The 21,306-nt window shown below is 54.5% G+C and carries 17 protein-coding genes and 1 tRNA gene; 9 read left to right on the forward strand and 9 right to left on the reverse strand.

Going from position 1 to position 21,306, the window contains the following annotated elements:
- Positions 1–5: 5 nt before the first annotated feature.
- Positions 6–1,892 (reverse strand): glycosyltransferase family 39 protein, encoded by a 1,887-nt coding sequence (locus G491_RS0119835; RefSeq protein WP_169829483.1) that lies wholly within the window; start codon positions 1,890–1,892, stop codon positions 6–8.
- Positions 1,893–2,160: 268 nt separating this feature from the next.
- Here G491_RS0119835 and panC point away from each other — a divergent pair, with 268 nt between their 5' ends.
- From panC to G491_RS34275, 7 genes are all read left to right on the forward strand, one after another.
- Positions 2,161–3,006, forward strand: a complete 846-nt coding sequence (panC, locus tag G491_RS0119840) for a pantoate--beta-alanine ligase (RefSeq protein WP_028315813.1) — start codon at positions 2,161–2,163, stop codon at positions 3,004–3,006.
- 75 nt (positions 3,007–3,081) lie between these two features.
- Positions 3,082–4,251 carry a methionine adenosyltransferase gene (gene metK, locus G491_RS0119845; RefSeq protein ID WP_028315814.1) on the forward strand — a complete coding sequence of 390 codons (1,170 nt, stop codon included), beginning with the start codon at positions 3,082–3,084 and terminating at the stop codon, positions 4,249–4,251.
- Between the two features lie 241 nt (positions 4,252–4,492).
- Entirely contained in the window at positions 4,493–6,025 is a 1,533-nt protein-coding gene (locus G491_RS0119855) for a site-2 protease family protein (protein ID WP_169829484.1), read from the forward strand.
- A gap of 475 nt (positions 6,026–6,500) precedes the next feature.
- Positions 6,501–9,326: a cohesin domain-containing protein gene (locus tag G491_RS0119860; protein ID WP_028315817.1), complete on the forward strand. Its 2,826-nt coding sequence runs from the start codon at positions 6,501–6,503 to the stop codon at positions 9,324–9,326.
- Between the two features lie 73 nt (positions 9,327–9,399).
- Positions 9,400–10,638, forward strand: a complete 1,239-nt coding sequence (locus tag G491_RS0119865; protein WP_028315818.1) for a cohesin domain-containing protein — start codon at positions 9,400–9,402, stop codon at positions 10,636–10,638.
- Positions 10,639–10,688: 50 nt separating this feature from the next.
- On the forward strand, positions 10,689–11,183 hold the full coding sequence (locus tag G491_RS0119870) for a cohesin domain-containing protein (protein WP_015947999.1): 495 nt from the start codon (positions 10,689–10,691) through the stop codon (positions 11,181–11,183).
- 237 nt (positions 11,184–11,420) lie between these two features.
- Positions 11,421–12,254, forward strand: coding sequence for a hypothetical protein (locus tag G491_RS34275; RefSeq protein WP_028315820.1), 834 nt, complete (start codon positions 11,421–11,423; stop codon positions 12,252–12,254).
- A 29-nt stretch (positions 12,255–12,283) separates the two neighbouring features.
- On the opposite strand, the gene G491_RS31660 is transcribed toward G491_RS34275, so the two are convergent.
- Positions 12,284–13,039 (reverse strand): YkgJ family cysteine cluster protein, encoded by a 756-nt coding sequence (locus G491_RS31660; protein WP_051327399.1) that lies wholly within the window; start codon positions 13,037–13,039, stop codon positions 12,284–12,286.
- Positions 13,040–13,277: 238 nt separating this feature from the next.
- On the opposite strand from G491_RS31660, the gene yidD reads away from it, so the two are divergent.
- Positions 13,278–13,628 (forward strand): membrane protein insertion efficiency factor YidD, encoded by a 351-nt coding sequence (gene yidD / locus G491_RS35975; RefSeq protein ID WP_169829485.1) that lies wholly within the window; start codon positions 13,278–13,280, stop codon positions 13,626–13,628.
- A 10-nt stretch (positions 13,629–13,638) separates the two neighbouring features.
- Entirely contained in the window at positions 13,639–14,334 is a 696-nt protein-coding gene (locus G491_RS31670) for a YkgJ family cysteine cluster protein (RefSeq protein ID WP_169829486.1), read from the forward strand.
- Here the strand turns inward: G491_RS31670 and G491_RS0119900 are convergent.
- From G491_RS0119900 to G491_RS0119930, 7 genes are all read right to left on the reverse strand, one after another.
- Positions 14,331–15,293 carry a D-alanine--D-alanine ligase family protein gene (locus G491_RS0119900; protein ID WP_028315821.1) on the reverse strand — a complete coding sequence of 321 codons (963 nt, stop codon included), beginning with the start codon at positions 15,291–15,293 and terminating at the stop codon, positions 14,331–14,333. The genes G491_RS31670 and G491_RS0119900 overlap by 4 nt on opposite strands.
- Positions 15,294–15,371: 78 nt before the next feature.
- Positions 15,372–15,866, reverse strand: a complete 495-nt coding sequence (locus G491_RS0119905; RefSeq protein WP_015947993.1) for an SHOCT domain-containing protein — start codon at positions 15,864–15,866, stop codon at positions 15,372–15,374.
- 4 nt (positions 15,867–15,870) lie between these two features.
- On the reverse strand, positions 15,871–16,242 hold the full coding sequence (locus tag G491_RS0119910; RefSeq protein ID WP_035219595.1) for a DnaJ family domain-containing protein: 372 nt from the start codon (positions 16,240–16,242) through the stop codon (positions 15,871–15,873).
- 131 nt (positions 16,243–16,373) lie between these two features.
- Positions 16,374–16,450: transfer RNA gene (locus G491_RS0119915), tRNA-Met, on the reverse strand.
- A gap of 88 nt (positions 16,451–16,538) precedes the next feature.
- Entirely contained in the window at positions 16,539–19,529 is a 2,991-nt protein-coding gene (locus tag G491_RS0119920) for a DUF3426 domain-containing protein (protein ID WP_028315822.1), read from the reverse strand.
- 16 nt (positions 19,530–19,545) lie between these two features.
- Positions 19,546–20,064, reverse strand: a complete 519-nt coding sequence (gene hpt, locus G491_RS0119925) for a hypoxanthine phosphoribosyltransferase (RefSeq protein WP_015947990.1) — start codon at positions 20,062–20,064, stop codon at positions 19,546–19,548.
- 175 nt (positions 20,065–20,239) lie between these two features.
- A complete protein-coding gene (locus tag G491_RS0119930; RefSeq protein ID WP_028315823.1) occupies positions 20,240–21,166 on the reverse strand; it encodes a DnaJ C-terminal domain-containing protein in 927 nt (308 codons plus the stop codon).
- Between the last annotated feature and the right edge of the window lie 140 nt (positions 21,167–21,306).

The following is a 21,306-nucleotide window of genomic DNA, read 5'->3' on the forward strand; positions in this document are numbered from 1 at the left end:
GGCATCTAAAACAAGGTGTAGTCCCCCGCTCCTTTGACCATACGGGTTTTGGGCAGCCCGGGCATGGGCTCAAACAGCGCTCTATGCAGCTCGCTTTGATCCACCTTGTATATGCAAATGGAGTAGGCGGCCACGGCGTCGGGGCGGCGCTGGCCCAGGACGTGGCAAAGCCTGGCGAACCGGGCTCGTCGGAACTTGGAGATGATTTCCGCCTGCACCGGGCTTGGGTCAGATTTTTTCCCCAGACCCAGGTCATGGACCAGTTGATTGAATTCCTGATACTTGGCTTCAAAAGGCCGGCTATACGGCCCCAACGCGCCGGTGTACACTTGCTTTAAATAGGTTGCGCTGATGCAATACCAGCCCGGCTTCAAGGCCGGAATTCCCGGCTTATCCAGGTTCATGGGGGCGATTTTTTCGGCGTGAACGCCAAAGTGCTCGGGCAGTGCGGTTCCGAAATAGGAAAGGTAAACCGGAAGATCGTCCGTCTTCTGGTCCTGCCACTCCTTTAATGCCGGAAGGTCCTGGCCCCAATCCAGGGAACTGTCCACAAGGCGTTCATAGCCCCGCCCGGGTCCGCCTGAAATCCCATTGAAAAAAGAAAGGTAATGGGGCCAGATCCATAAAGACTGCGCAATTAGGATGAGCAGACATGCCGGGGCGGCGATGCGGAGCCGCGGCCGATCCCCCCAATAATGAATCAGAGCGCCCGCCAATATGAACACGGCCGGGTACATTGGCAGCAAATAGCGGTGGCCGATGTTAACGCCCACGCTCATTGCCATGGCCATGTATACCAACACGAACACCCACAAGGGACGGGCCTGGAAGGCCTTGGAATCCCGGCGATGCAAAAAAAGAGCGCCGGCCGCCAGGGCCGCAATCAGGATAATGGGTTCAGGGGTTTTTACGGCCATGCAAAAGGGGAAAAAAAGCACCCATCCGGTGATGGAATAGGCGCCGTTCATGAACCCGTCGCGCAGGGACAGCTTGTGGAAAACGTCCCACAGCCCCATGATGAAAGATTCCGGGAAAAATTTGGTTTTGATCAATAAAGCCCATATTCCGGAAACCGAGGAGCCTGCGGCCAGGGAAAGGCCGCCCTCCGGCGCGGCGTAAAAGCGAAATCCGTACAGCGCCCAAACCGTAGAGATCGCCAGGGCCAGGGCGAAGGCCATCCAGGGCAGGCATTTTGCCATATCCCCTCTTTTACGCCCTTTCCCGGCCCAATGCATGATCATCAGCACGGCGGCGACCGGAAAAATTATCAGGAAAGACAGTTTGGAAGCCATGAGGCCTCCTAAAGCCAGCCCAGCCAGTACGGAAGACAAAAGTCCCGGTCTGGCCAGGAGCTTTTGCAGGGCCCCCAAGCTCAGCATGAAGAAAAGAGCTGCAGCCAGGTCCGAGGTCGCCAGCCGGGCGTGGGCCAGCATGGTGGGGGAGAAGCAATATAGCGCCAGGGAGAACAATCCGGCCTTGACGCCGAACAAGTTCCGGGACCACAAAAACACCGCGTATCCCAAACACATGGAAAGCAGCATGATCATGAGCCTGGCCCGAAAAAGCATTTGATCCGTGGGATTGGCCGGGTTGTATAAAAAATCCGTAAATACATCCTCCGACAGCGGATCGGGCGGCGATAGATCCATGAACAACAGAGGCAAGGCTGCAAGGCCTTTGGGCAGGGCGCCGCTCACCGGGTCGCCCCGGTGATCCTGCTGGGTCCAGTTGGAGAATCCGGCGGTAATGTGGACAATTTCGTCATAGGTGTTACTTTTACGTATTGCGGAGGACGCCCCGAGCAGAAAATGGACCGCCAGAAGCGTGAAAACCAAGGTTGGGACCGTATATTTTGAAAGACCACCCTGATTGGTGAAGCCAAAGGTTTTCACGGCGCCTCGTTTTGGGGTATCATGGATGTTTGAATTCGAGTTAAAACTTGGGAATAGTCCTTGACGGAATCAGACAAATAGCTTTATCAGAGAAAAAAGGCAAGGTTTACCGGGAGACTGCCGCCCAGGCTCCTTTTCAGGCCCCGGAGGCGCCGTTGGTTTGTGACATTTCTTTTACGCCCCGCCCCGGAGGGCTTATTGACTTTTACCCTATGATGCCATAGCGTATTTTTTTCTTAGCAACCTCAATTTTTTTCGGAGGAGTCCTTTGGAAATCATTTCGGACAAAGCGGCCATGGCCGCCCGTAGTGAAGCTGTCAGGCGGGAAGGAAAGACCATAGCCTTTGTCCCCACCATGGGCTATTTGCACGAGGGGCATTTGTCCTTGTTAAAAAAAGGGAGAAGCCTCTGCGATTATCTTGTACTCAGCATTTTTGTGAATCCCACCCAATTCGGCCCCAACGAAGACCTGGACGCCTACCCCAGGGACGAGGAGCGGGACCAAAAGGTCGCCCGGGAAGCCGGGGTGGACGCCATATTCATGCCCAATAACGAAATGATGTACGGCCCCAATTACCAAACTTACGTGGCCCTGGAAAAGCTGCCTAATCATTTATGCGGCCTGTCCCGGCCCGTGCATTTTCGCGGGGTCGCCACCGTGGTGACCAAGCTGTTCAACATTGTCCGGCCTCATACGGCGATTTTCGGCGAAAAAGACTTTCAGCAGCTTGCGGTCATCCGCCAGATGGTCAAGGACCTGGACTTCGGCATAGAGATCATAGGCGGTCCAACAGTCCGCGAGCCGGACGGCCTGGCCATGAGTTCCAGGAACGCCTACTTGACGCCCGAACAGAGAAAAGACGCCCCGGCCTTATACAAGTCTCTCAACCAGGCCCAGGAGATGGTCTCGGCGGGGGAAAAAAGCGCCGCGGTCATTCTTGAAAAAGCCTCGGAAACTATTTTAGCCGTTCCAGGCGCTGAAATCGATTATGCAAAATTGTGCGATCCAGCAACCCTGGACGACGTGGAAGCCATTGCCGGACCGACCTTGATGGCCCTGGCGGTCAAGATCGGGTCAACCCGGCTTATAGACAATAAAGTGCTTGAACCCTAGTTCCTTATTCTTTTTAAACACAAGTACGCTTTTCCAAACGGAGAGGGTCTAAATAACACAGAAGGGAGCCGTTTTATGAGCGACAACAAATTTTTCTTCACCTCGGAATCCGTGACAGAAGGACATCCTGACAAAGTGGCTGACGCCATTTCCGACAACATCCTGGACGGCATCATGGCCCAGGACAAAAACTGCCGGGTGGCTTGCGAAACCCTGGTGACCACGGGCCTGGCCTTTATCGCCGGGGAAATCACCACAAGCTGCTACGTGGACATCCCTGACATCGTCCGGAACACCATCAAGGAAATCGGCTATCACTCCTCCCAGATGGGCTTTGACTGGCAGACCTGCTCGGTGCTCACCAGCATCGACCGCCAGTCCGAGGACATAGCCCTGGGCGTGGACGAGCAGACCGCGCAGTTCAAGGAGCAGGGCGCCGGCGACCAGGGGCTGATGTTCGGCTACGCCACGGACGAAACCCCGGAACTCATGCCCATGCCCATCACCTACGCCCATAAGCTGACCAAGCGTCTTGCCAAGGTGAGGAAAAACGGCGCCCTGGACTTCCTCCGGCCCGACGGAAAAAGCCAGGTGACCATCGAGTACGAGAACGGCCAGCCCAAACGGGTGGACACCATCGTTATCGCGGCCCAGCACAAGCCGGACGTGACCACCTCCCAACTGCAGGAAGCGGTCATAGAAGAAGTCATCAAAAAGGTGATCCCCGCGGAAATGATCGACGGCGACACCCGGTACTTCATCAACGCCACAGGCCGGTTCGTCATAGGCGGCCCCATGGGCGACTGCGGCCTCACCGGCCGGAAGATCATCGTGGACACCTACGGCGGCCAAGGCAGCCACGGCGGCGGATGCTTCTCGGGCAAGGACCCCTCCAAGGTGGACCGGAGCGCCTCCTACATGGGACGCCATATCGCCAAGAACATCGTGGCCGCAGGCCTGGCCAAAAAATGCGAGGTCCAGGTGGCCTACGCCATCGGCGTGCCCCAGCCCGTCTCCGTCATGGTGGACCCCATGGGTACGGGCGTGGTTCCCAAGGATAAAATGCGGGACATCATCCTGGACGTCTTTGACCTGCGCCCCAGGGCCATCATCGAGTACCTGGACCTGCTCAGGCCCATTTACCGCAAGACCGCCGCCTACGGCCACTTCGGCCGCGAAGACAGCGATTTTACCTGGGAAGCGACCAACAAGGCCGACGAAATCCGCGCTAAAGCCGGATTATAGAAAGAAGACCAAGGCGAGCCAGCCTGATCGCGCGCGTCTACAATATCAAAATAGTTAAACAAAGCCGCCTGTCCCGCCATCACGGGCAGGCGGCTTTTTTGTTGACAGGGTTCCCATGCTCAATAGCGCTGAATTCATCGTCCCAGCCGTATTCCTGTTTTTCGCTATCATGCTTGTGCCGCGCGTGAGGGTCTGGCTTCGCTTGAAAAGCCTCCGGTTTAGGAAGGGAGGCGTTTTTTTCATGGAAAGAGGCCAGGGCGCCGCAACGTTCAGGCCGATCTTTGAAGAAGCCGAACGCGCCATGGAAGCCCTGGGCTTTGAGCATTGCTGCACCTCCACCGTCACCCCCTTGTGGACAAGCGAGCCGCCCAAACAGATCATGGCATTCGCCCATAAACAAGCCATGGCATTCGCTATAGTCCTGCCCCCAACCATCCCCAACGGCAAGGTTCCCTTTGAGGTCCACTTTCAGACCCTATTCGACGACGGGACGGTTCTCTCCACCGTGGACGGAATCTCCCTGTCTATCCCGGCCTATCCCGACTGGTTCAAACTGGAGGATCACGGTTTGGGGGATTATACCAAGCAGTGGGAGGCCCACCAGAAATCCTGCGAGGCGAAGGAGTCCAGGCCTCTGCCTGCAACCATTGAGAACTATATGGAGCTGGAAAGGCGTTTTGGTTCGGAGACCATCCCCAACATGGAAGCCAGGGGAGATCTGATCCATGCGGACGAACCTTTTCAATGGCGGCTTACTTTTTCCAAGGCCTGGGCCTTAAGCATGCAAATGATCAAAGGCGAGCAAAATATGATGGCTCAGGCGCAAAAGGTTGCGGCGCCGCAAACCCGGTTCAGCGGCAACGCCCTGATGGCGGCGGAAATCGCAGCGTACGACCGCCATCAAAAGGCCGAGGAATTTTTCTCTTCCGGAAGCCAGGGAAAAATCGGCCGGTTTATACTAAGCGCCGCGGCCTTTGTTGCGGCCTTTACCTGGCTATGGTCTTTTGAAAACGCGTTGTTGCTGCTGCTGGTCATATTTATACACGAGATCGGGCATTACCTGGCCATGGGCCTGTTCGGATATAAGAACCGGCAGGTGTTTTTCGTTCCGTTTTTAGGCGCGGCCACAATGGGGGCGAAGGACGACGCAACAATTATGCAAAGGGTTTGGGTGTTACTGGGCGGACCGGCGCCCGGACTGCTTCTGGGCGTAATCTGCATGCTCTTATTCTTCCATACGCACAATGATTTTATGCTCATGCTGGGAGCGATGTTTTTAGTCATTAACTATTTGAACCTGTTGCCTATCACTCCTTTTGACGGAGGAAAAATTCTGGATGCGTTGTTTTTCGATCGTTTTCCCAGGGCCCAGTTTTTCTTCTTCCTGGGAAGCATTTTCATTCTGGCAAGCTGTGGGCTGTTATTGTCGGAGCCTATTTTACTGTTCATTGCAGTCATTTTTTCATTCGGGATCAAGGCCAAATGGCGTGAAGGCTCGCTGGCTAAAAAAGCCATGGCGGCCCTGCCCCCCAAGGCGGGAGAAGCCATTACCAAAAAGGTCGTCTTCAAGACGCTGCAGGAAGATGCTGTTGGAAACGGGCCTTACTCCCAAAGGCTGCGGCTTGCCAATACCCTGATCAAATTGCTTGGAGCGCCCAAACCCACCCAATTGGAACTGATAAAAGGCGCTTTGATCTATGTGGGAGTTTTAATTCTTCCCTTGATCATTGTGCTCCTTTTTTTTCTGCAAAATGCTAACATCGCCACCCCCTAATTCCATTGAAACAGGGAGTGCACGGGGTTCTTGACTGATTTTTTCGGCATATTCATGCTGGAGGGCGGGCTTTTTGGGGATCTTTCACCGCATTCTTTGCTTCTTGACTTGGGAATTTACCTGGTATATACCTTCCACACAACAGTACTTCAAATGGATAATAGCGCTGATTCATGTTAAAAATACCAATAACTGGCCTTGAATATTGGTATCACCATGAACAACCCATGTAAGCAGCTTTCAATCTCTTATCCCAAAAACGTCTACATTCACTTTGTTTTTGCTTTAGTCTGCGTCGCCGAAATTCCCGTGGACCTGGGTTAAGCCGGGCGGGCGGCGTTTTGTTGCAGCTTTATTTCTTTGTTTAGCCATCCGTCTCTATTCATCAGCCATGTTGAACGATGGGCTGGGCGGCCTGACGCGGGTCTGTACACACAGGCGCCGCTTAACACATCATCTTTTTCAGGAGGGGAACATGAGAAGAGGTTTCGGATTTGTTTGCAACACAATTGCGCTCTGCATTTGCCTGCTTGCATTTGGAGGCGGGACGGCCGGGGCGCTGGATTTCAGCCACACCATGTATTTGGATTCAGGTTATGATGAAATGAATCTTCAAGGCATAAGCGACGCGGGTCTTATAGTGGGTTTCACGGAAGTTGGAGCCATAACCATTGATAATAACGTGATCAGCGCCTTTTCCCTGGACGGCCTGGCGGACCAGGCTTCCACCAGCCCCATGGACATCAGCAGCGACGGAACCTATATTGCGGGCTATTACGTGGACAGCAACACAGACCCTGATTTCGAGTATGGTTTTGTCCAGAACACTAACGGTCCCACGAATCAGACGGTTTCCTATGACGGTAAACGAACAATTATCAACGGCGTTAATGCTGACGGTCATTGCGTCGGCGTGACCATCCCCATCACCGGAACCGAACTAGTTTCAGCAAGCACGGTTTTTGAAAGTTTTTATTGGGACGGAACAAATTTTGTGGATATCGCCTTTCCCAATGATTACGATCGCGTAGTTATTCAGACCATCGCCTATGACATCAACGACGTAGGATTTGTTGTCGGCGCTTACCTGGACGGAGACGGCTGGCATGGATTTGCAGCCAACATCATCGACGACACGGAAGACCCCAATTATCCGATAGAATACATTGACACCATGAATGTTGAAATCGGCGGAGTTTCCCACGAAACCTGGTTCACCGGAGTCAATAGCAGTGTGGACGTAACAGCCTTCATTCTTGGCGAGGACAACGAATGCGGAGGGCTGGAGCATGTCGCCCAGTATATGAGCGGCACAATGACGGGAGTTTACGAAAGAAACCTGTTGGGCGTGGTGGCAATTTCGTCAGGACAAAGTTTTGGCATCATTGAATTAGGCAAGGAAACCCGCATCGGCGCCATTAACAACAACAGGGAGTTTGTTTGGGGCTCGGCGGAAGGCGGCGGCCGCGTGGGAATTATGAGCACTGCGGATTTCACGCAGGGCGAGGATAATCCGGCTCAGGCTGACAATTCTCCGGACCGCAGCAGCTATGCGATTGCCGAGTATTCCACTTCCAACGTCATACCGGGGGAAAGTGATACCACCTACCCTTTCATGCCCATGGAAATTAATAATCAGGGCATTGTTGTTGGAGCGATGGCCGATCCGGTCTCCTCCACCCATTACACCAAGCCTTTTTATTGGGACGGCGGCGAATCCGCCCACCTGCTTTCCGAATACGGCGCGGCTACGGACATCAACGACAGCGGCATCCTGGCTGGCATGGTTGTGGCGGATAATTTGGACAATCCGGCAAGCCGGTCCTACGTACCGTTCTCGGGTCCAATCACCGGCTCCATGGCAATGGAGTTCGGCCCGGACTCCATTTTTGGAATCTTTGGAAATCCATATTATCCCTACACCAGGGTTTTGATCAACAACCAGGGGGAAATAGCGTCCAACGCCAACAAGCCGGCGGGAGCATGGGAAAGGGGAAACATAACCGGAACCATTGCCGGATTTAACAGCTATTATTATAATTCCACCAGCGACATGAATGACTACGGCCAGACAGTAAGCCTGGGCTATGCATTACCCTCATTCAGCGCAAAAGGAGTGCTGTGGGACAAGGACGATCCTCCCGCTCAGGATCTCAATTACCCTGGTTTTACATGCGCTCCCAGGGGGATTAATAACAGCGGACTTATCTGCGGCACGGCACTTAAGGGAGGGATGGTCTGTACCAGCTCCCAGGCTTTCGCCGTCGAACTAGGAGGGTCCCCGTTCCTGCTTGATCCGCCGGCTGGTTATGAATACGCCGTGGCAACGGATGTGAACGACGGCGGCGAAATTGTCGGCTTCGGTTACAATGATTACAACTATGAAAACTGGGTCCTCTTGCTTTGGCAAAGAGAAGAAGGGATGTACGGGGCCCCCATCAACCTGTCCGAAAAACTGGGCGGAGAGTACACTTTCGTCCCCATGGCGTTTTGCCCGCTTCAAAAGGAAGAGGTGCTGACCACCACGGAACTGCTTCTGGCGCAAATGGAGTCGGATTTCTCAGGTTTAGCGACAGGCGGATTTCAGCCTAAAATTAATGATTTGGGTCAAATAGCCACTATCGCATACAAAACCACAGGCGAGGTAGTGGGCGTGGTCATTTCTCCTGAAGACGGCTGTGTGGAAGACGACGAGGGAGTACTGGACGTCATCGGCCAGTCCTATTGTATGGGCGGAACCGTAGATGTTCCTATAAGGATTCGGGGCGCCCTCAATAATGTGAGCGCCATGGGATTTGAAGTCGCCTTCGATCCTGAAATCCTCCAGTTTGACTCCGTAATCACCGGAGTGCTTGGCATGGAAAGCGGCGTGCTGGACCAGTTCACATACTGGGACGCTAACCTGGCGGCCGAAGGCGTGGTTCGCATCGGCGCTTACGATACAACCCCGGGCGTTGCGATCGATTACGAGGGCATCCTGGCCTACGTCAGGTTTACTCCCATCGTCGCTCAGGAAACCCAGGTGAGCCTCCAAAACCTTGTTGACGATATAGCCACATGGGACGCATCCCCCGGATGTTTGACCCGTGCCGACGGCGACATCAACCTGGACGGGGATGTGACTCCCTCCGACGCATTATGCGCCTTGGAAAAAGCATCCTTAAGCTGCGACACCGCCTGCGGCCCCTGTGAATCCACGCCCTGCGACGTAAACATGGACTGCGATTGCACAGCCGCCGACAGCCAGTGCATCTTGAACAGATACCTGGAACTGGAAAGCTGTCTGGATGATCTGCTCTAATAAAGAATACTCTTGATCACCGTGCGGAAGGGTCCTGCCGGGCCCTTCCGCACGGCCCTTTCAGGGGGTGTGAATGTTTTATAGAATCTTAACCTGGGTTGCCCCTTTGCTGCTTATTTGCGCCGTGGAATGCGGATACTCCGGGGAGCTTTCCATTAACTCATGCGAAGGCAATATGGGGGCTGCGGTGTCTTTCGCCGTCTCCGTGAACAACGCTCCAAACGACCTCCAGGCGCTCATCATGGACGTGCGTTACGACCCGGACGCCATGACCTTTACAGGGTATGATCGAGGCGGCCTGGCAGTCTCGGGCTATCCCATGATGATCGTGAACGAATACCAGCCCGGGGTGATTCGCGTCGGCGCTGTTGACCCCATTGGATCCGGCGTCATTGAAGGCGAGTCCGGAGATTTTCTGCATCTGAACTTCCAGGTTACAGGAAACAAAGAGAGTGCTGTTACATTCGGGACTTTAAAGGACGACCTCAAAGGGTGGAGTGTTTCATCAGGCCGCCTGTACAGACAAGACCTTGAACAGGATTTGGATGCAGAGCAGGAGGAAAGTGCGAACTCTTCGGAAAGAAAAAACGCCACGGAGGATGAATCCCAAACTCCATATAGCCAGGACTCGGAAGAAAGCAGATCCCAAACTGCTGCAACCTCCGCCTTAAACATGGAAACCGACCAAAACGATGCGGGAGAGGCAACCAACGAATCCGCATCCGCGGCGGAGACCTCATTTGAAAGGCCGCAATCAAATCGGGGCGTCCAGGAAATAAAACTATCCTCCGGAAAATCCCGAACAAACACCCCCTCTTCGTTGGAGGCTAAGTCAGAAAATTTTGCGGCGCCTGCATCTACCTCCGGCGCGGCAAATGCTTCCATGAAAGAAAAGATTGAGCAGATAAAGCGCATAGGTTTAGACAGTTCAGACCAAATCGCGAACAAGTTTTCGTCTTCGCGCAAGAAAAATGGAGCGTCCTCAGACCAAACCAAAGCAGGCCGCACTCGAACCGGCGGCCAAGCGGAAAACGGGACGGCGGTGAACAACGTGTCCTCGCTTTTTGTGGATCAGGCTATCTCGCCGGAATGGCTTGCCCGGGTTGTGGCGGTGTTATTGATTTTATCCATGTCCATGGTCGCCGCGCTTCTGCTGGTTTTAGGGGGAATCTTGTTTATGCTGATTCTCTTATACAGAAGGCTTGGAGCGCTGGAGAAGGCTGGAATGATTGAATATCGCGCTCCGTTTGTAATTCGGGCAAGTCCAGGGGATCATTTTCAAGCGATGCCGCAGAATAAGGCGACGCATTAAAGGGTTAAAAAAAACAGGCTTTGCATGCCGCCAGATAACAGGAGTTCTTTATGCAACGTTTGGCTAAACACTTTTTGGTCTTAGCGATCATAATCCTAATTGCAGGTTGGCAAGATCTTTATGCCGATTTTCAGAAGCCGGAGAAGTCCGGCTCCAAAGACATGATGTCCATCCTGCTAAAGGCTGAAAACGCGCCTTCCGGCGTCCGGGCCATGGGCCTGGAAATCCATTATAATCCGCAAGTTCTGGAATTTGAGAAATGCGAGCGAACCGGATTGATGAAAAAAGGGTTTTCCATGTTTGGGTCCAATATAGTTAAGCCCGGAGTTCTGCGCATGGGCGGCATTGATCCCTCGGCGGATTCATTACCCTCAGGGGTTAGCGGCGACCTCTTTATTCTCCGCTTCAAAATGGTCGGAAAAGGTTCGCCTGATTTCGCATTCAAGAATTTCAAGGACGACATTCAAGAATGGAGCACAAGAATCGGGCCGTGCAATGCAGACGATTCGCCCGTTTCAGGCTTGGTTTTATGCATTGACGAATAAATGCCTAATTTGCAGGTCATGAGGGTTTGTCATTGCAGGCCCTTTGGGGATTGCAATTCATCGAAACGGCGCATTTGAATTGGGCTCGGGAAATAATTGGAGGGTTTTACGTCATAAGAGCGCTTCAAGGAAAAACCAATTGGTTTGTCCTGGATTTATCTCCGGATTTTAGGTATCATCATGGCGGAGGGTGCGCCTTGCACCATAAGGGATAACCAACAATCAAGGACATTTAATATGAAATCCTGCCTGTCTGTTTTTTCCCGCTTTTGCGCGGCGGCGGCCTTGGCCGTTCTGCTTTTTTCCGGTTGCATGCAAAGAGGCTATGAAATTACCTACACCCCGGAAATGCCCGAGGCCATGCCCCCAACCAGTGACGCCAAAATTTTCAACTATTACGACGTCAATGCGGATAAAATATACGATGTCTTTTTTAAGGACTACCTTATCATCGGCCGCTCGTCCTTTGAAGGCCCATACAACGATCCCCAAAGCCTGTTGGAGTTCGCCCAGGCAAAAGGCGCCCACGTTGTGGTGACGTCGTCCTCGCTTTCGGAGGAGCGCACTCACGACATGACCATTGACATGCCCGCCACGCCGTCGATTCCCGTGGTGGGAGGGGACAGCGCCGGACCTTCCGGCTACCACACGACCGGCGTGACCACCCACCAGCGCATGCGCATGAATCTGAAAATCTTCAACCAAACCGCTTTGTTTTTACGCAAGATCAAAGACGAACCCGCCTTGTGGGAAATGAACAAGGCCCAGTTCAGCGACCTGGCCGCGGCCAAGGCTTACGCCGAGTATGACGCCCAGGGCGCCAGGGTGGAGGCCTATAAAACGGACGGGCGGATTTTGGGGTTTTACAACGGGGCCTCAAGCTCCGAATGGAAAAACGGGGACCTCAAGTTTATCATTTACGAAGGGGACAAACTCTCCGGCGTATACCTGATGGACGACAAAACGCCTCAACTGGCTAAATACGCGTTTTTCTCCGACGGTCGGGTGGAAGCCAGTCTGCCTCTGGTGGAGGAAAGGGCGATTCTCAGGCAAACGGGCGGCGTGAAATAACCCGCCCGTCTAATCTTATGGGTTAATCATCAACTCTTGGGAAAAAACGGCCCCTTGCCCGTGAGGAAGGATTTTACGAAGTCAAATCCCAAAAGCATCATATCCTCGTCCGAGGCTTGGGCCTTGGCGAGCCTGTCCTCGGGCACGTCAAAGCGGCTTAAAAACGAACTGTTCAGGACGAAATCCTTAAACTTATCCACGTTGAAGCAGGCCATGGCCGCCATTTTCAGGGCTGGGCTCTGACGGCCCTGGGGTCCCCAGGGGTTGGACCGGAACAAAGAGTCCATATCCACCCAATGGGAGTTCATGACCGTGTAATCCTCCATATTCTGGTCCGCAATCCATTCCTCGGCAGTCCACTCCCTGCCCTGCCCGTGGCCGTGGCAATGATCGTGCACGGTAAAAAAATAGGCCGTATGATAATAGTCGCCCACCCGGGAGACTGCGGGCTCCAAAGGATAGGCCCGGCACGAAAAAGGCCGGTCTTCATACACGGTGCAGCCTTCATCGGTCAAAAAGGGGCACGGCAGGCCTTCGATCTTTTGCATTTTCAGCATGACGCTGGGAAAATGCTCGTTGTCCCGATAATCCGAATAGGTGTGTTTTTCCAAAAACTCGTCCGAGGTCATGCCCAGCCGATTTTTCATGCGGATGACGTCGTAGGGGTATAAGTACATGTCCGCGTTGCGGCAGCAATTGGTAAAGCAGTCCACCTGGGGATTGCAAGTAAAATTAAAGGTTTCTCCGGCCGTTAAAAGATGCCTTCCTGTTTTGATTTCCGCCATGGGTGCAGGGTCCTTTCCAAATTTTCCGATTCTTTCAAGCCGATTTCGGCTTAAGGCACTGTATCGCAAAACAGCCTCATCGTCACCCCCCATGGAGGATTTTGGCGGCATCCGGTTTTCGCTTGACAGGGAAGCCGATAAATTGTCCACTGCCGTCATGAAAACGATTGCACTGCATACGGCTTTGATTGTGATATTGCTTCTGTCGGCCGGCCCCGCCGTTGCGGGCGGAGACCCTATGAAGGGACCTAAAAAGGCCGTCAAACCCGCAGCCGTCAAACTTGAAGACAGCGTGGGCGAAGGCTTTATGATCACCGTCTACCAGAAAATCCTCTCCCCCGTGGGCGGAGCGCGGTGCAGGATGCATCCCAGCTGCTCGCGCTACGGCAGGCAGTGCTTTGAAGAATACGGCCTCTTAAGGGGCTATATCATGACCTGCGACAGACTCATGCGCTGCGGCCGGGACGAAATCCACCTTTCCCCCGTCCTCTGGGTGGACGGAAAGAAAAAATGCCTGGATCCGGTTTCGGAGAATGTTTTCCCCTTGCTCCATGATGAAAAATGCGGCGCCAACCATTCCTGCCAATGAGGACGAACCATTGACCGTTAATTCCAGCAAATCTCCGGACGCCCCCAGGACATCCTGCATCCAGTGCGGCTCGTGCTGCACCAAAGGCGGCCCCGCGCTTCACAAGCAGGACATGGACATCATGCGGCGGGGCGTTATTATGCCCCAGCACTTGTTTAGCTTGCGCGTGGGCGAAAAGGTGTACGAAAACGTGGTGGGCGCCGTGGCTCCTTCTCGGGAGGAAATGGTCAAGATCAAGGGCAAGCCCGGATCGTGGACCTGCCTTTTTTTTAACGAAGAGGAAAAAAACTGCGGCATCTACCAGGATCGCCCCATGGAGTGCCGAGCCCTGGCCTGCTGGGACACTTCAGCCATTGAAGCGGTGTACGCCAAGGACCGCCTGACGCGATTTGACCTGGTCGGCCCTCAGGACGCCGTCCGAAAATTCATGGACGCCCACGAAAAAAGGTGCTCGCACCGGGAAATGGCGCGATTGATCGGGCTCTTGTCTTCAGAACAGGCGGAAAAAGCCGCCAACCAGATTCTGGACATGGTGCTGTACGAGAACGACATGCGGGCCATGCTGGTGCAAAAGGCCGGGCTTAAAAACGAACACCTGGATTTTTTGTTCGGCAGGCCCTTACAGGAAGCCCTGAAAGGCTACGGCCTGGAGGTGAAAAACATCCGGGGCAAGTTGGCCTTATTTCCGGTGGGGAATAATCCTTAAGCCGCTTCAATATGCCCGGGCCGCCCCTTGGCTTCCAGGGCCAGATCGACCAGCCTGCTCATGAGCGCGGTGAAATCCATGCCCGCAACCTTTGCGGCTTTGGGCAGCAGGCTGTTGGCCGTCATGCCCGGAATGGTGTTGGTCTCCAGCACATGCAGCGCCCCGTCCTTATCTATAATCATATCCGTTCGGCTGTATCCCTTGCAGAATAGAGCCTTATGAGCTTGCTTGGACAGATCCATGGCCTTTTGGGCGTCTTCTTCACTGATGCGGGCCGGGCAGATTTCTTCGGATTTGCCGGCTTCGTATTTTGCGCCGTATTCAAAAAAGGCGAATTCCTCCCCTGGCACGATTTCGATTAACGGCAGGGCTTCCAATTCGTCGTTGCCAAGCACGGCGCCGGTGATTTCCACGCCGGTGACGCAGGCTTCCAGAAGCAGGACCGGATCTTCTGCGAATCCCGCGTCCAGCGCCTTGTCCAGGTCGGCAGGCCCTTTAACCAGGCTCATGCCTATGGAGGAGCCGCCCATGCAGGGTTTGACGAACAGGGGGTAACCCACCTGGTCCGCCAGATTTGCAGCCTCATGACGATTGTCCGGGCTGACCACACGGTAAGGCGGAGTTTTAATCCCAGCTTGCTCATAAAGCTGTTTGGAGGCCAGTTTGCTCATGGATACGGCGCTGCCCAAAACCCCGGACCCCTGATAAGGGATGTCCAGCATGTCCAAAAGGCCCTGGATGCGGCCGTCCTCGCCATACTCTCCATGGAGCATGACCACGGCGACGTCTATATTGGGAGCGTCGTGCACAAGGCGCGGAATGTCGATTTTGGGGTCGTAGCAGCGAACGATAAAACGGTCTTTGTCCAAGGCGTTGAGCACTTCCGTGCCGCTAAGAATGGAGACCTCCCGTTCTGCGGAGGCGCCGCCGAATAGGAGGGCGAGATTCAACCTTTTCATGGATCCCCCCGGCGTGGTTGGGTTGATGTTTTGTGCAAACCCTTTTATAAGGCTCCGGCCTTTCGCCTGCAGGCCGGATTACTTCAAGAGCCCTTGTTTGGCTTTGTGGTACTCGGCGGACGTTATGAGATTTTTCTCAAAAAGTTCGGCCAGTTCCTTAAGCTCGCGAAGGCGCATGGCATCAGGGTCTTCCAGTTGGGCTACATGGCGGGGGCCCGCCAGTCTTTCGGCCGCCGCCCTGCCGTCCATACGTACGGACACCAAGCCGCCAAGAAAGCTGACTTCCACTTCTTTTCCGCTGATCATGGGGTCGGAAAGGACTTCGGAGAGGCTTTTGCCGTCGCGTTTCAGCTTTTGGAAAAAGCGGTATCCCGAGTAGATTATGAGGGCGGTTCCGCCGAAGAAGATATAAGGCATAAATTGGACCAGACCGCCAAAGAAGAGGACGGCCCCTCCCAGCCCCAAAACCAAAACGGCGTGCAGAACCAAAATGAAATAGGCCAGGAATACGCTTTTTACGACCCCCGGATTTTCCGGTTGCTTAGGGGCCTGCTTGTTGCGGTTAAAAAACATGCTTTCATTTCTTCCCGAATTTCTCCACCAACTTATGCTCGTAGCATTCGGGCACATCAAACTCAAGCGAGCCTGAACGCATAAGATTGAGCTTGGTTATCAGGTGGTTCAATTTCTTCATTGCTTTGTATTTTTCCCGGGTGTCTTCCATGCCTGCCATTAGCTGCTCCATGTTGGCGATTTCTTTTTTTACTTCCACCTCCGGGGGCAGGCAGCCCGCGTTCTTGAGTATTTTGTAAGCCATGCGCAGGTCTTCGGGAACGCAAACGTCCCTGTCCAGGTCGATGGGTTTGCCGGCGCCTGGAAGATCGTCAAAGACTCCTCTACGTTGGGCGTCTTGAATTCGCTGCTCGATGATTTTGTTAAAACCGTCCACACGCTCACCTGCAAAGGAGCCGTACTCAAGAGATCGGCGGTTCACTGTCCAAAGATAAAACATTCCTTGGACGGTGGCAACTAAAAAACCCCCGAGAGGGCTGGACGCCTCCCGAGGGTTTTAATTGCGTTTGGTGGCGATGCAGGGATTTGAACCCCGGACACTGCGGATATGAGCCGCATGCTCTGACCGACTGAGCTACATCGCCGCAACAGAGAAAGCGCTTTTACCACGTGATTTGTCCGGCGTCAACCCGGAAAATACATCTCTGCCAACTATTTTTATAATTTCTTCGATCAGCTCCCGGGATTGGCTCCAGCAAGGACCACATCCACGGAATCCAGAGCCTCCGACGGATCGAAGAAAACAACCGTATAATCTAAAACGCCGTTCTGTGCAAGACCTAAATTCGAATTTCCCGCACCATTTTTATTGCCCATGGAGTTTCTAATGTCCGCCCGGCTCATGGAGCTCAATTGGGCCTTGGACAGGGGGTTGCCTGCATAGGCCTGCACCTCGGTCAGAACCTTGCCGGCGGCGTCCTTTAACACGCCTTTAAGGCGAATATTGCTGCAAGGCGCGTTAAATCCGTTTTGCACCTTTCCGCTGACCACCAGCATCCAACTGCCGTCAGCGCCCTGGACCCACTCATGCTGATAAGCGCCGAAATTGATCTGGCCCACAATGTTTTGGCTCGGAGCAGCCGAAACAGGCGGTTCAGCAGGCGCGGCCTGGGGCTTGGGCGCCGCAGGCAGTGCAGCGGGCGCCGGCGCCGGTTTGGGTTTGGGCTTCGTCATGGGCGCCGGTTCAGGCTCGGGCGCAATCCCCAGCATTTCAGATACAAACGGGATTTCAAAGGGCAGTTGAACGCCCAGATACTTGACTGCAGCAAAGCCGCCGCCCAAAAGGATGATTAGGACCAACAGAAGGATCAGGACCTTGCTCGGGCCTTTCTTGGAAGGCGGAGCGGCAAAATCTTCTCCCTCCTCTTCCTCATCGGAAGGCGGAGGCGGCGGAGGCGCGCTGGCTTCGGTGTCCATGGTTTCCGGCGGCAATTCCATGGTTTCGCCGGGCTCCATGTCCATGGTTTCCATGCCCTCGTTATCATGGGTGAATTCCATGGTCTGGATGGCGTCGCCTATGGGAGCGTCCACCTGGAAATCGTCCGTATCTTCATCTATCTCGAATTCCTGCTCGTCATCGTCCACGACCTGAACTTCCAGGCCGTCCGAGGCGATTTCATCTTCCAGATCAATATCCAGGTCCATGCCGCCGTCGTCGCCCTGGCTGTCCTCCATGTCCATGTCAAAATCCAGGTCCATGCCCTCATCAGCCGCCTGCTGGGCGGGCTCGGGCTCCTGAGCGCTGGTATCCATGGTCAGGTCGAAGCTGTCCAGGTCAATGGACATTTCTTCGGTGGCTTCCTCTTCCGTCATTTCCAGTTCGGCCTCAGGCTCCATTTCCAGGTCGCCCAGGTCCAGGTCGGAAACAGGCGCGTCCTTGGCAGGCGCGTCTTCCTTGCCCGTGGAGAGGTCGTCGATTTCCAAATCGAAGTCTTCGCCCAATCCTTCGGATTCGTCTTCGCCGGACTCCGGAACAAGAAGCTCCTCAGTCAGATCCATCTCGCCAAGGCCGAGGTCGTCTTCCCCAGCGGCCGCCTCGGCGGGTTTATCCTCTTCCGCAAAGCTGTCCAGATCCAAATCCAGGTCCAGGTCTGCGGTGGATTCCTCCAGGGGCAGGGGCGTGGAATCTTCTCCTCCGTCCATGTCCTCTAATTCCAGTTCCAGTTCGCCGGAGGATTCTTCCTCGTCGTCCGATTCCATTCTAAGGTCTTCCAAGGTATCCATGTCGCCAAGGTCCACATCCAAATCTGCGGAATCCGGAGATGCTTCCGGTTCCTTTACGCCGTCCATATCCATGGTCATTGTGTCTCCCAGTTCCAAGTCCAGTTCCGACGGGGCGTCTTCCGTTGCATCCGCTTCCTGGGGGGCTCCAGCCTCCAGATCGTCTCCCAGGTCGTCCAGACCGTCGAGATCCAAATCCATGGGGGCGTCTACCGGTTCGTCAAGTCCTTCCGGCATTGCGTCCAAACCGGACAGGTCCAAATCATCGTCAGCGGCTTCGGGGGCCGCGGGTTCTTCCAAAGCAGCGTCATCCAGGTCAGGCAGACCTAAATCGTCGTCATCCGCAGCGTCTTCCAAGTCAAGATCCAGGCCGCCGTCATCGCCGCCGCCCAGGCCCAGGTCGTCGTCTGCATCCGTTCCGTCGTCGTCAAGACTCTGGCTGTCGTCCTCGCTGGACAGGTCCGGCAGACCCAATTCGTCATCCGCCGCCATGCCCAGATCGCCGGGATCGCTGTCCAGGTCGGGCAGGCCCAATTCATTGGCGTCCGGCCCCTGGGTGGAGTCATCCGCCGTGGAATCCATGTCCGGCAGGTCCATGTCCAGGTCGGGTATATCCAGGGCGTCGTCCTCGGACAGGCTCATGGCCGGGTCGTCCACCGAGTCTTCATCAATCTCGGGGAGCCCCATGTCCAGTTCCGGCAATTCCCGGTCCAGTTCGTCGCTCACTTCGCCCAGCGCTTCCTCCTCGGCCATATTGTCCTCGGGAACCATATCCAGTTCCGGCAGGCCCAGGCCGTCGTCCCTGGTGGAAAATTCCGACCCTTGCTCCACGGAATTGATGTCTTCCACGCTTTCGGCAAGCTGATCGCCGAACTCGTCTTCCAGGTCGGGGAGGTCAATATCCATATCCTTGGGTTGGGCCGGAGCCGCCTGGGAAACAGCCGCCAGATTTTCGGCCAACTGGTTTTCCAATTCAGGCGTTCCCAAGTCGTCGTCCAATTCAGGCAGGTCCACGTCCAGGTCAAAGGTGTCTTCATCCGGTGTATAGGAAGAAGAATCGCCCTCCAGGTCCGGATCCAAATCCGGAAGGTCTTCATCCAAGTCCACCGGGGCCGCCGGGCGGTCCAGAGCCAGGTCGGAGACATCCAAAGGATCGGAGCCGGCTTGGGCGCCGGCCTGGGCGGAGGCGCCCGAGCCGGAGCCTGCGTCCAAATCCATTTCCAGGCTGGAAAGGTCCATATCCAGGTCGTCATCCAGGGAGCCCAGGTCCAAGTCCGAATCCAGGGAAAGATCTCCGCCGCTGCCGGAGGATTTTCCTCCTCCGCCCTCGCCGATCATGTGATAGCGACGGCAGCCATGACAACAAGTCACGGGCAGGCCCCATTGTTCCGCGGCAAATCCAGAGTGGGCGTCATAGATGCATTTTAGGCATGTGGCAATCATGTCTTTTCCCCGTTAGCTAGGGTTGTAAAGTATAAATCCCGGGAAGAGACCGGTATTTTTCGTCAAAGTCCAGTCCGTAACCGACCAGAAAGCCCTCGGGCACCCTGAAACATGCGTATTTTATATCTACAGGCATTTCCCTGCGTTCGCTTTTGTCTATCATGGCGCAAATTTCAACGGAACGGGGGGACAGGGTCTGAAAATAATCCGTAAGGAACTTCATGGTAAGGCCGGAATCAACTATATCCTCGACAATAATGACGTCTTTTCCCTCAATGTCGAGTTCCAGGGGCTTGGTCAATTTATGTTCGCCGGAGGACGTATCGCTGGAGCCGTAGCTGGAGACGCGGATGAAATCCACTGCCACGGAATTTTCGATGGACCTGGCCAAATCGGCCATAAATATAAACGCACCGTTGAGCACTCCCACCAAAACAAGGTCGGAATCCTTGTAATCCCGGGAGATTTCACGAGCCACGGCAGCCACCTTTGCTTCTATTTCCTCAGCGGACAGAAGCGGGGTTAATTGCGCCATAGATACGCCCCAAAAAACATTGATGTAGAATTTAAAAGGGTTTTTTGCGTCAAAAACACAAAACAATCTGAATTGTCATACAATAATAACGCTGTGGTGTCAACGATTTGAATGGAATCATCAGGCCCCGAGCGCACGGGGCCTGAGGATTTGCTGCAGATTGGGTATAGCGGAGCTACAGGCCGGTTTCCGAAAGTTCTTTAAGCAATTCCAGCTGCTTTTTACTGAGCTTGCCCGGAGAGGCCGTCAGGATCCGGACAAAGAGGTCGCCTTTTTTGCTGCCTCCCATTTCCGGAAGCCCATACTTGGGGATTCTCAGCTTGGTTTGATGCTTGGTTCCCGGAGGAACCTTCAGGTTTACTTCCCCGCCGTCCAGGGTGGGCGCCTTGATGGTTGTTCCCGTGAGCGCCTCGGTCCACTTTATTTCCTTGTTCACGAACAAATCCAGGCCTTCCGCGCCGAACACCGGGTCGGGAATGATCTTGGACTGGATGTACAAATCGCCGTTGGGGCCGCCGTTGGGGCTGGGCTCGCCCTTGCCGGCCAGACGAATTTTTTTGCCGGTGAGCATGCCCTTGGGGATTTTCACCGAAATTTTCTCCTGGCGGCCCTTGTGGGAAAGGGAAACGGTTTTGGAAACCCCTTCCGAAACCTCACGCAGGGTCAGCGGAATCTCATAGACCAGGTCCGAACCCTTGGTCTGGAACGAACGTCCCGCCCCGCCAAAGGGATCTCCGCCCATATTGAAGGAAAAGCGCCTTCCTCCTCCTCCTCCGCCGCGCTGTCCGGTAAAATTGGCGTTTTCAAAGCCGAATTCCCGGAAGATGTCCCCCATGTTGAAGTTTTTGAAGATGTCTTCCTGGGTGAAGCGCTGTTGAAACCCTTCGGTTCCGTACATGTCGTATTCCTTGCGCTTTTCTTCGTCGCTCAATACCGCATACGCCTCGCTGATTTCCTTGAACTTGTCTTCCGAGGCCTCATCGTTCCCCTTGGCGTGGTCCGGATGGTATTTCATGGCCAACTTGCGGTAGGCCTTTTTTATCTCTTCTTTGGCGGCGGTTTTCGGTACGCCAAGTATTTTGTAATAATCCTTATCAGCCATAATCATCCACCTGTAATCGTTTTTGACAAAGGCATATTGTCCAACAACCCGAAACCGGATTTACGCAGAAAGAACCGTTTCGGGCGATTTCACCCCGGCCCAGAGGCCGGCTTATCCAATAACTCCCCGTGCCTTTTAAC

Origin of the sequence: Desulfatibacillum aliphaticivorans DSM 15576, assembly GCF_000429905.1 — a bacterium.
GTDB lineage: Bacteria > Desulfobacterota > Desulfobacteria > Desulfobacterales > Desulfatibacillaceae > Desulfatibacillum > Desulfatibacillum aliphaticivorans.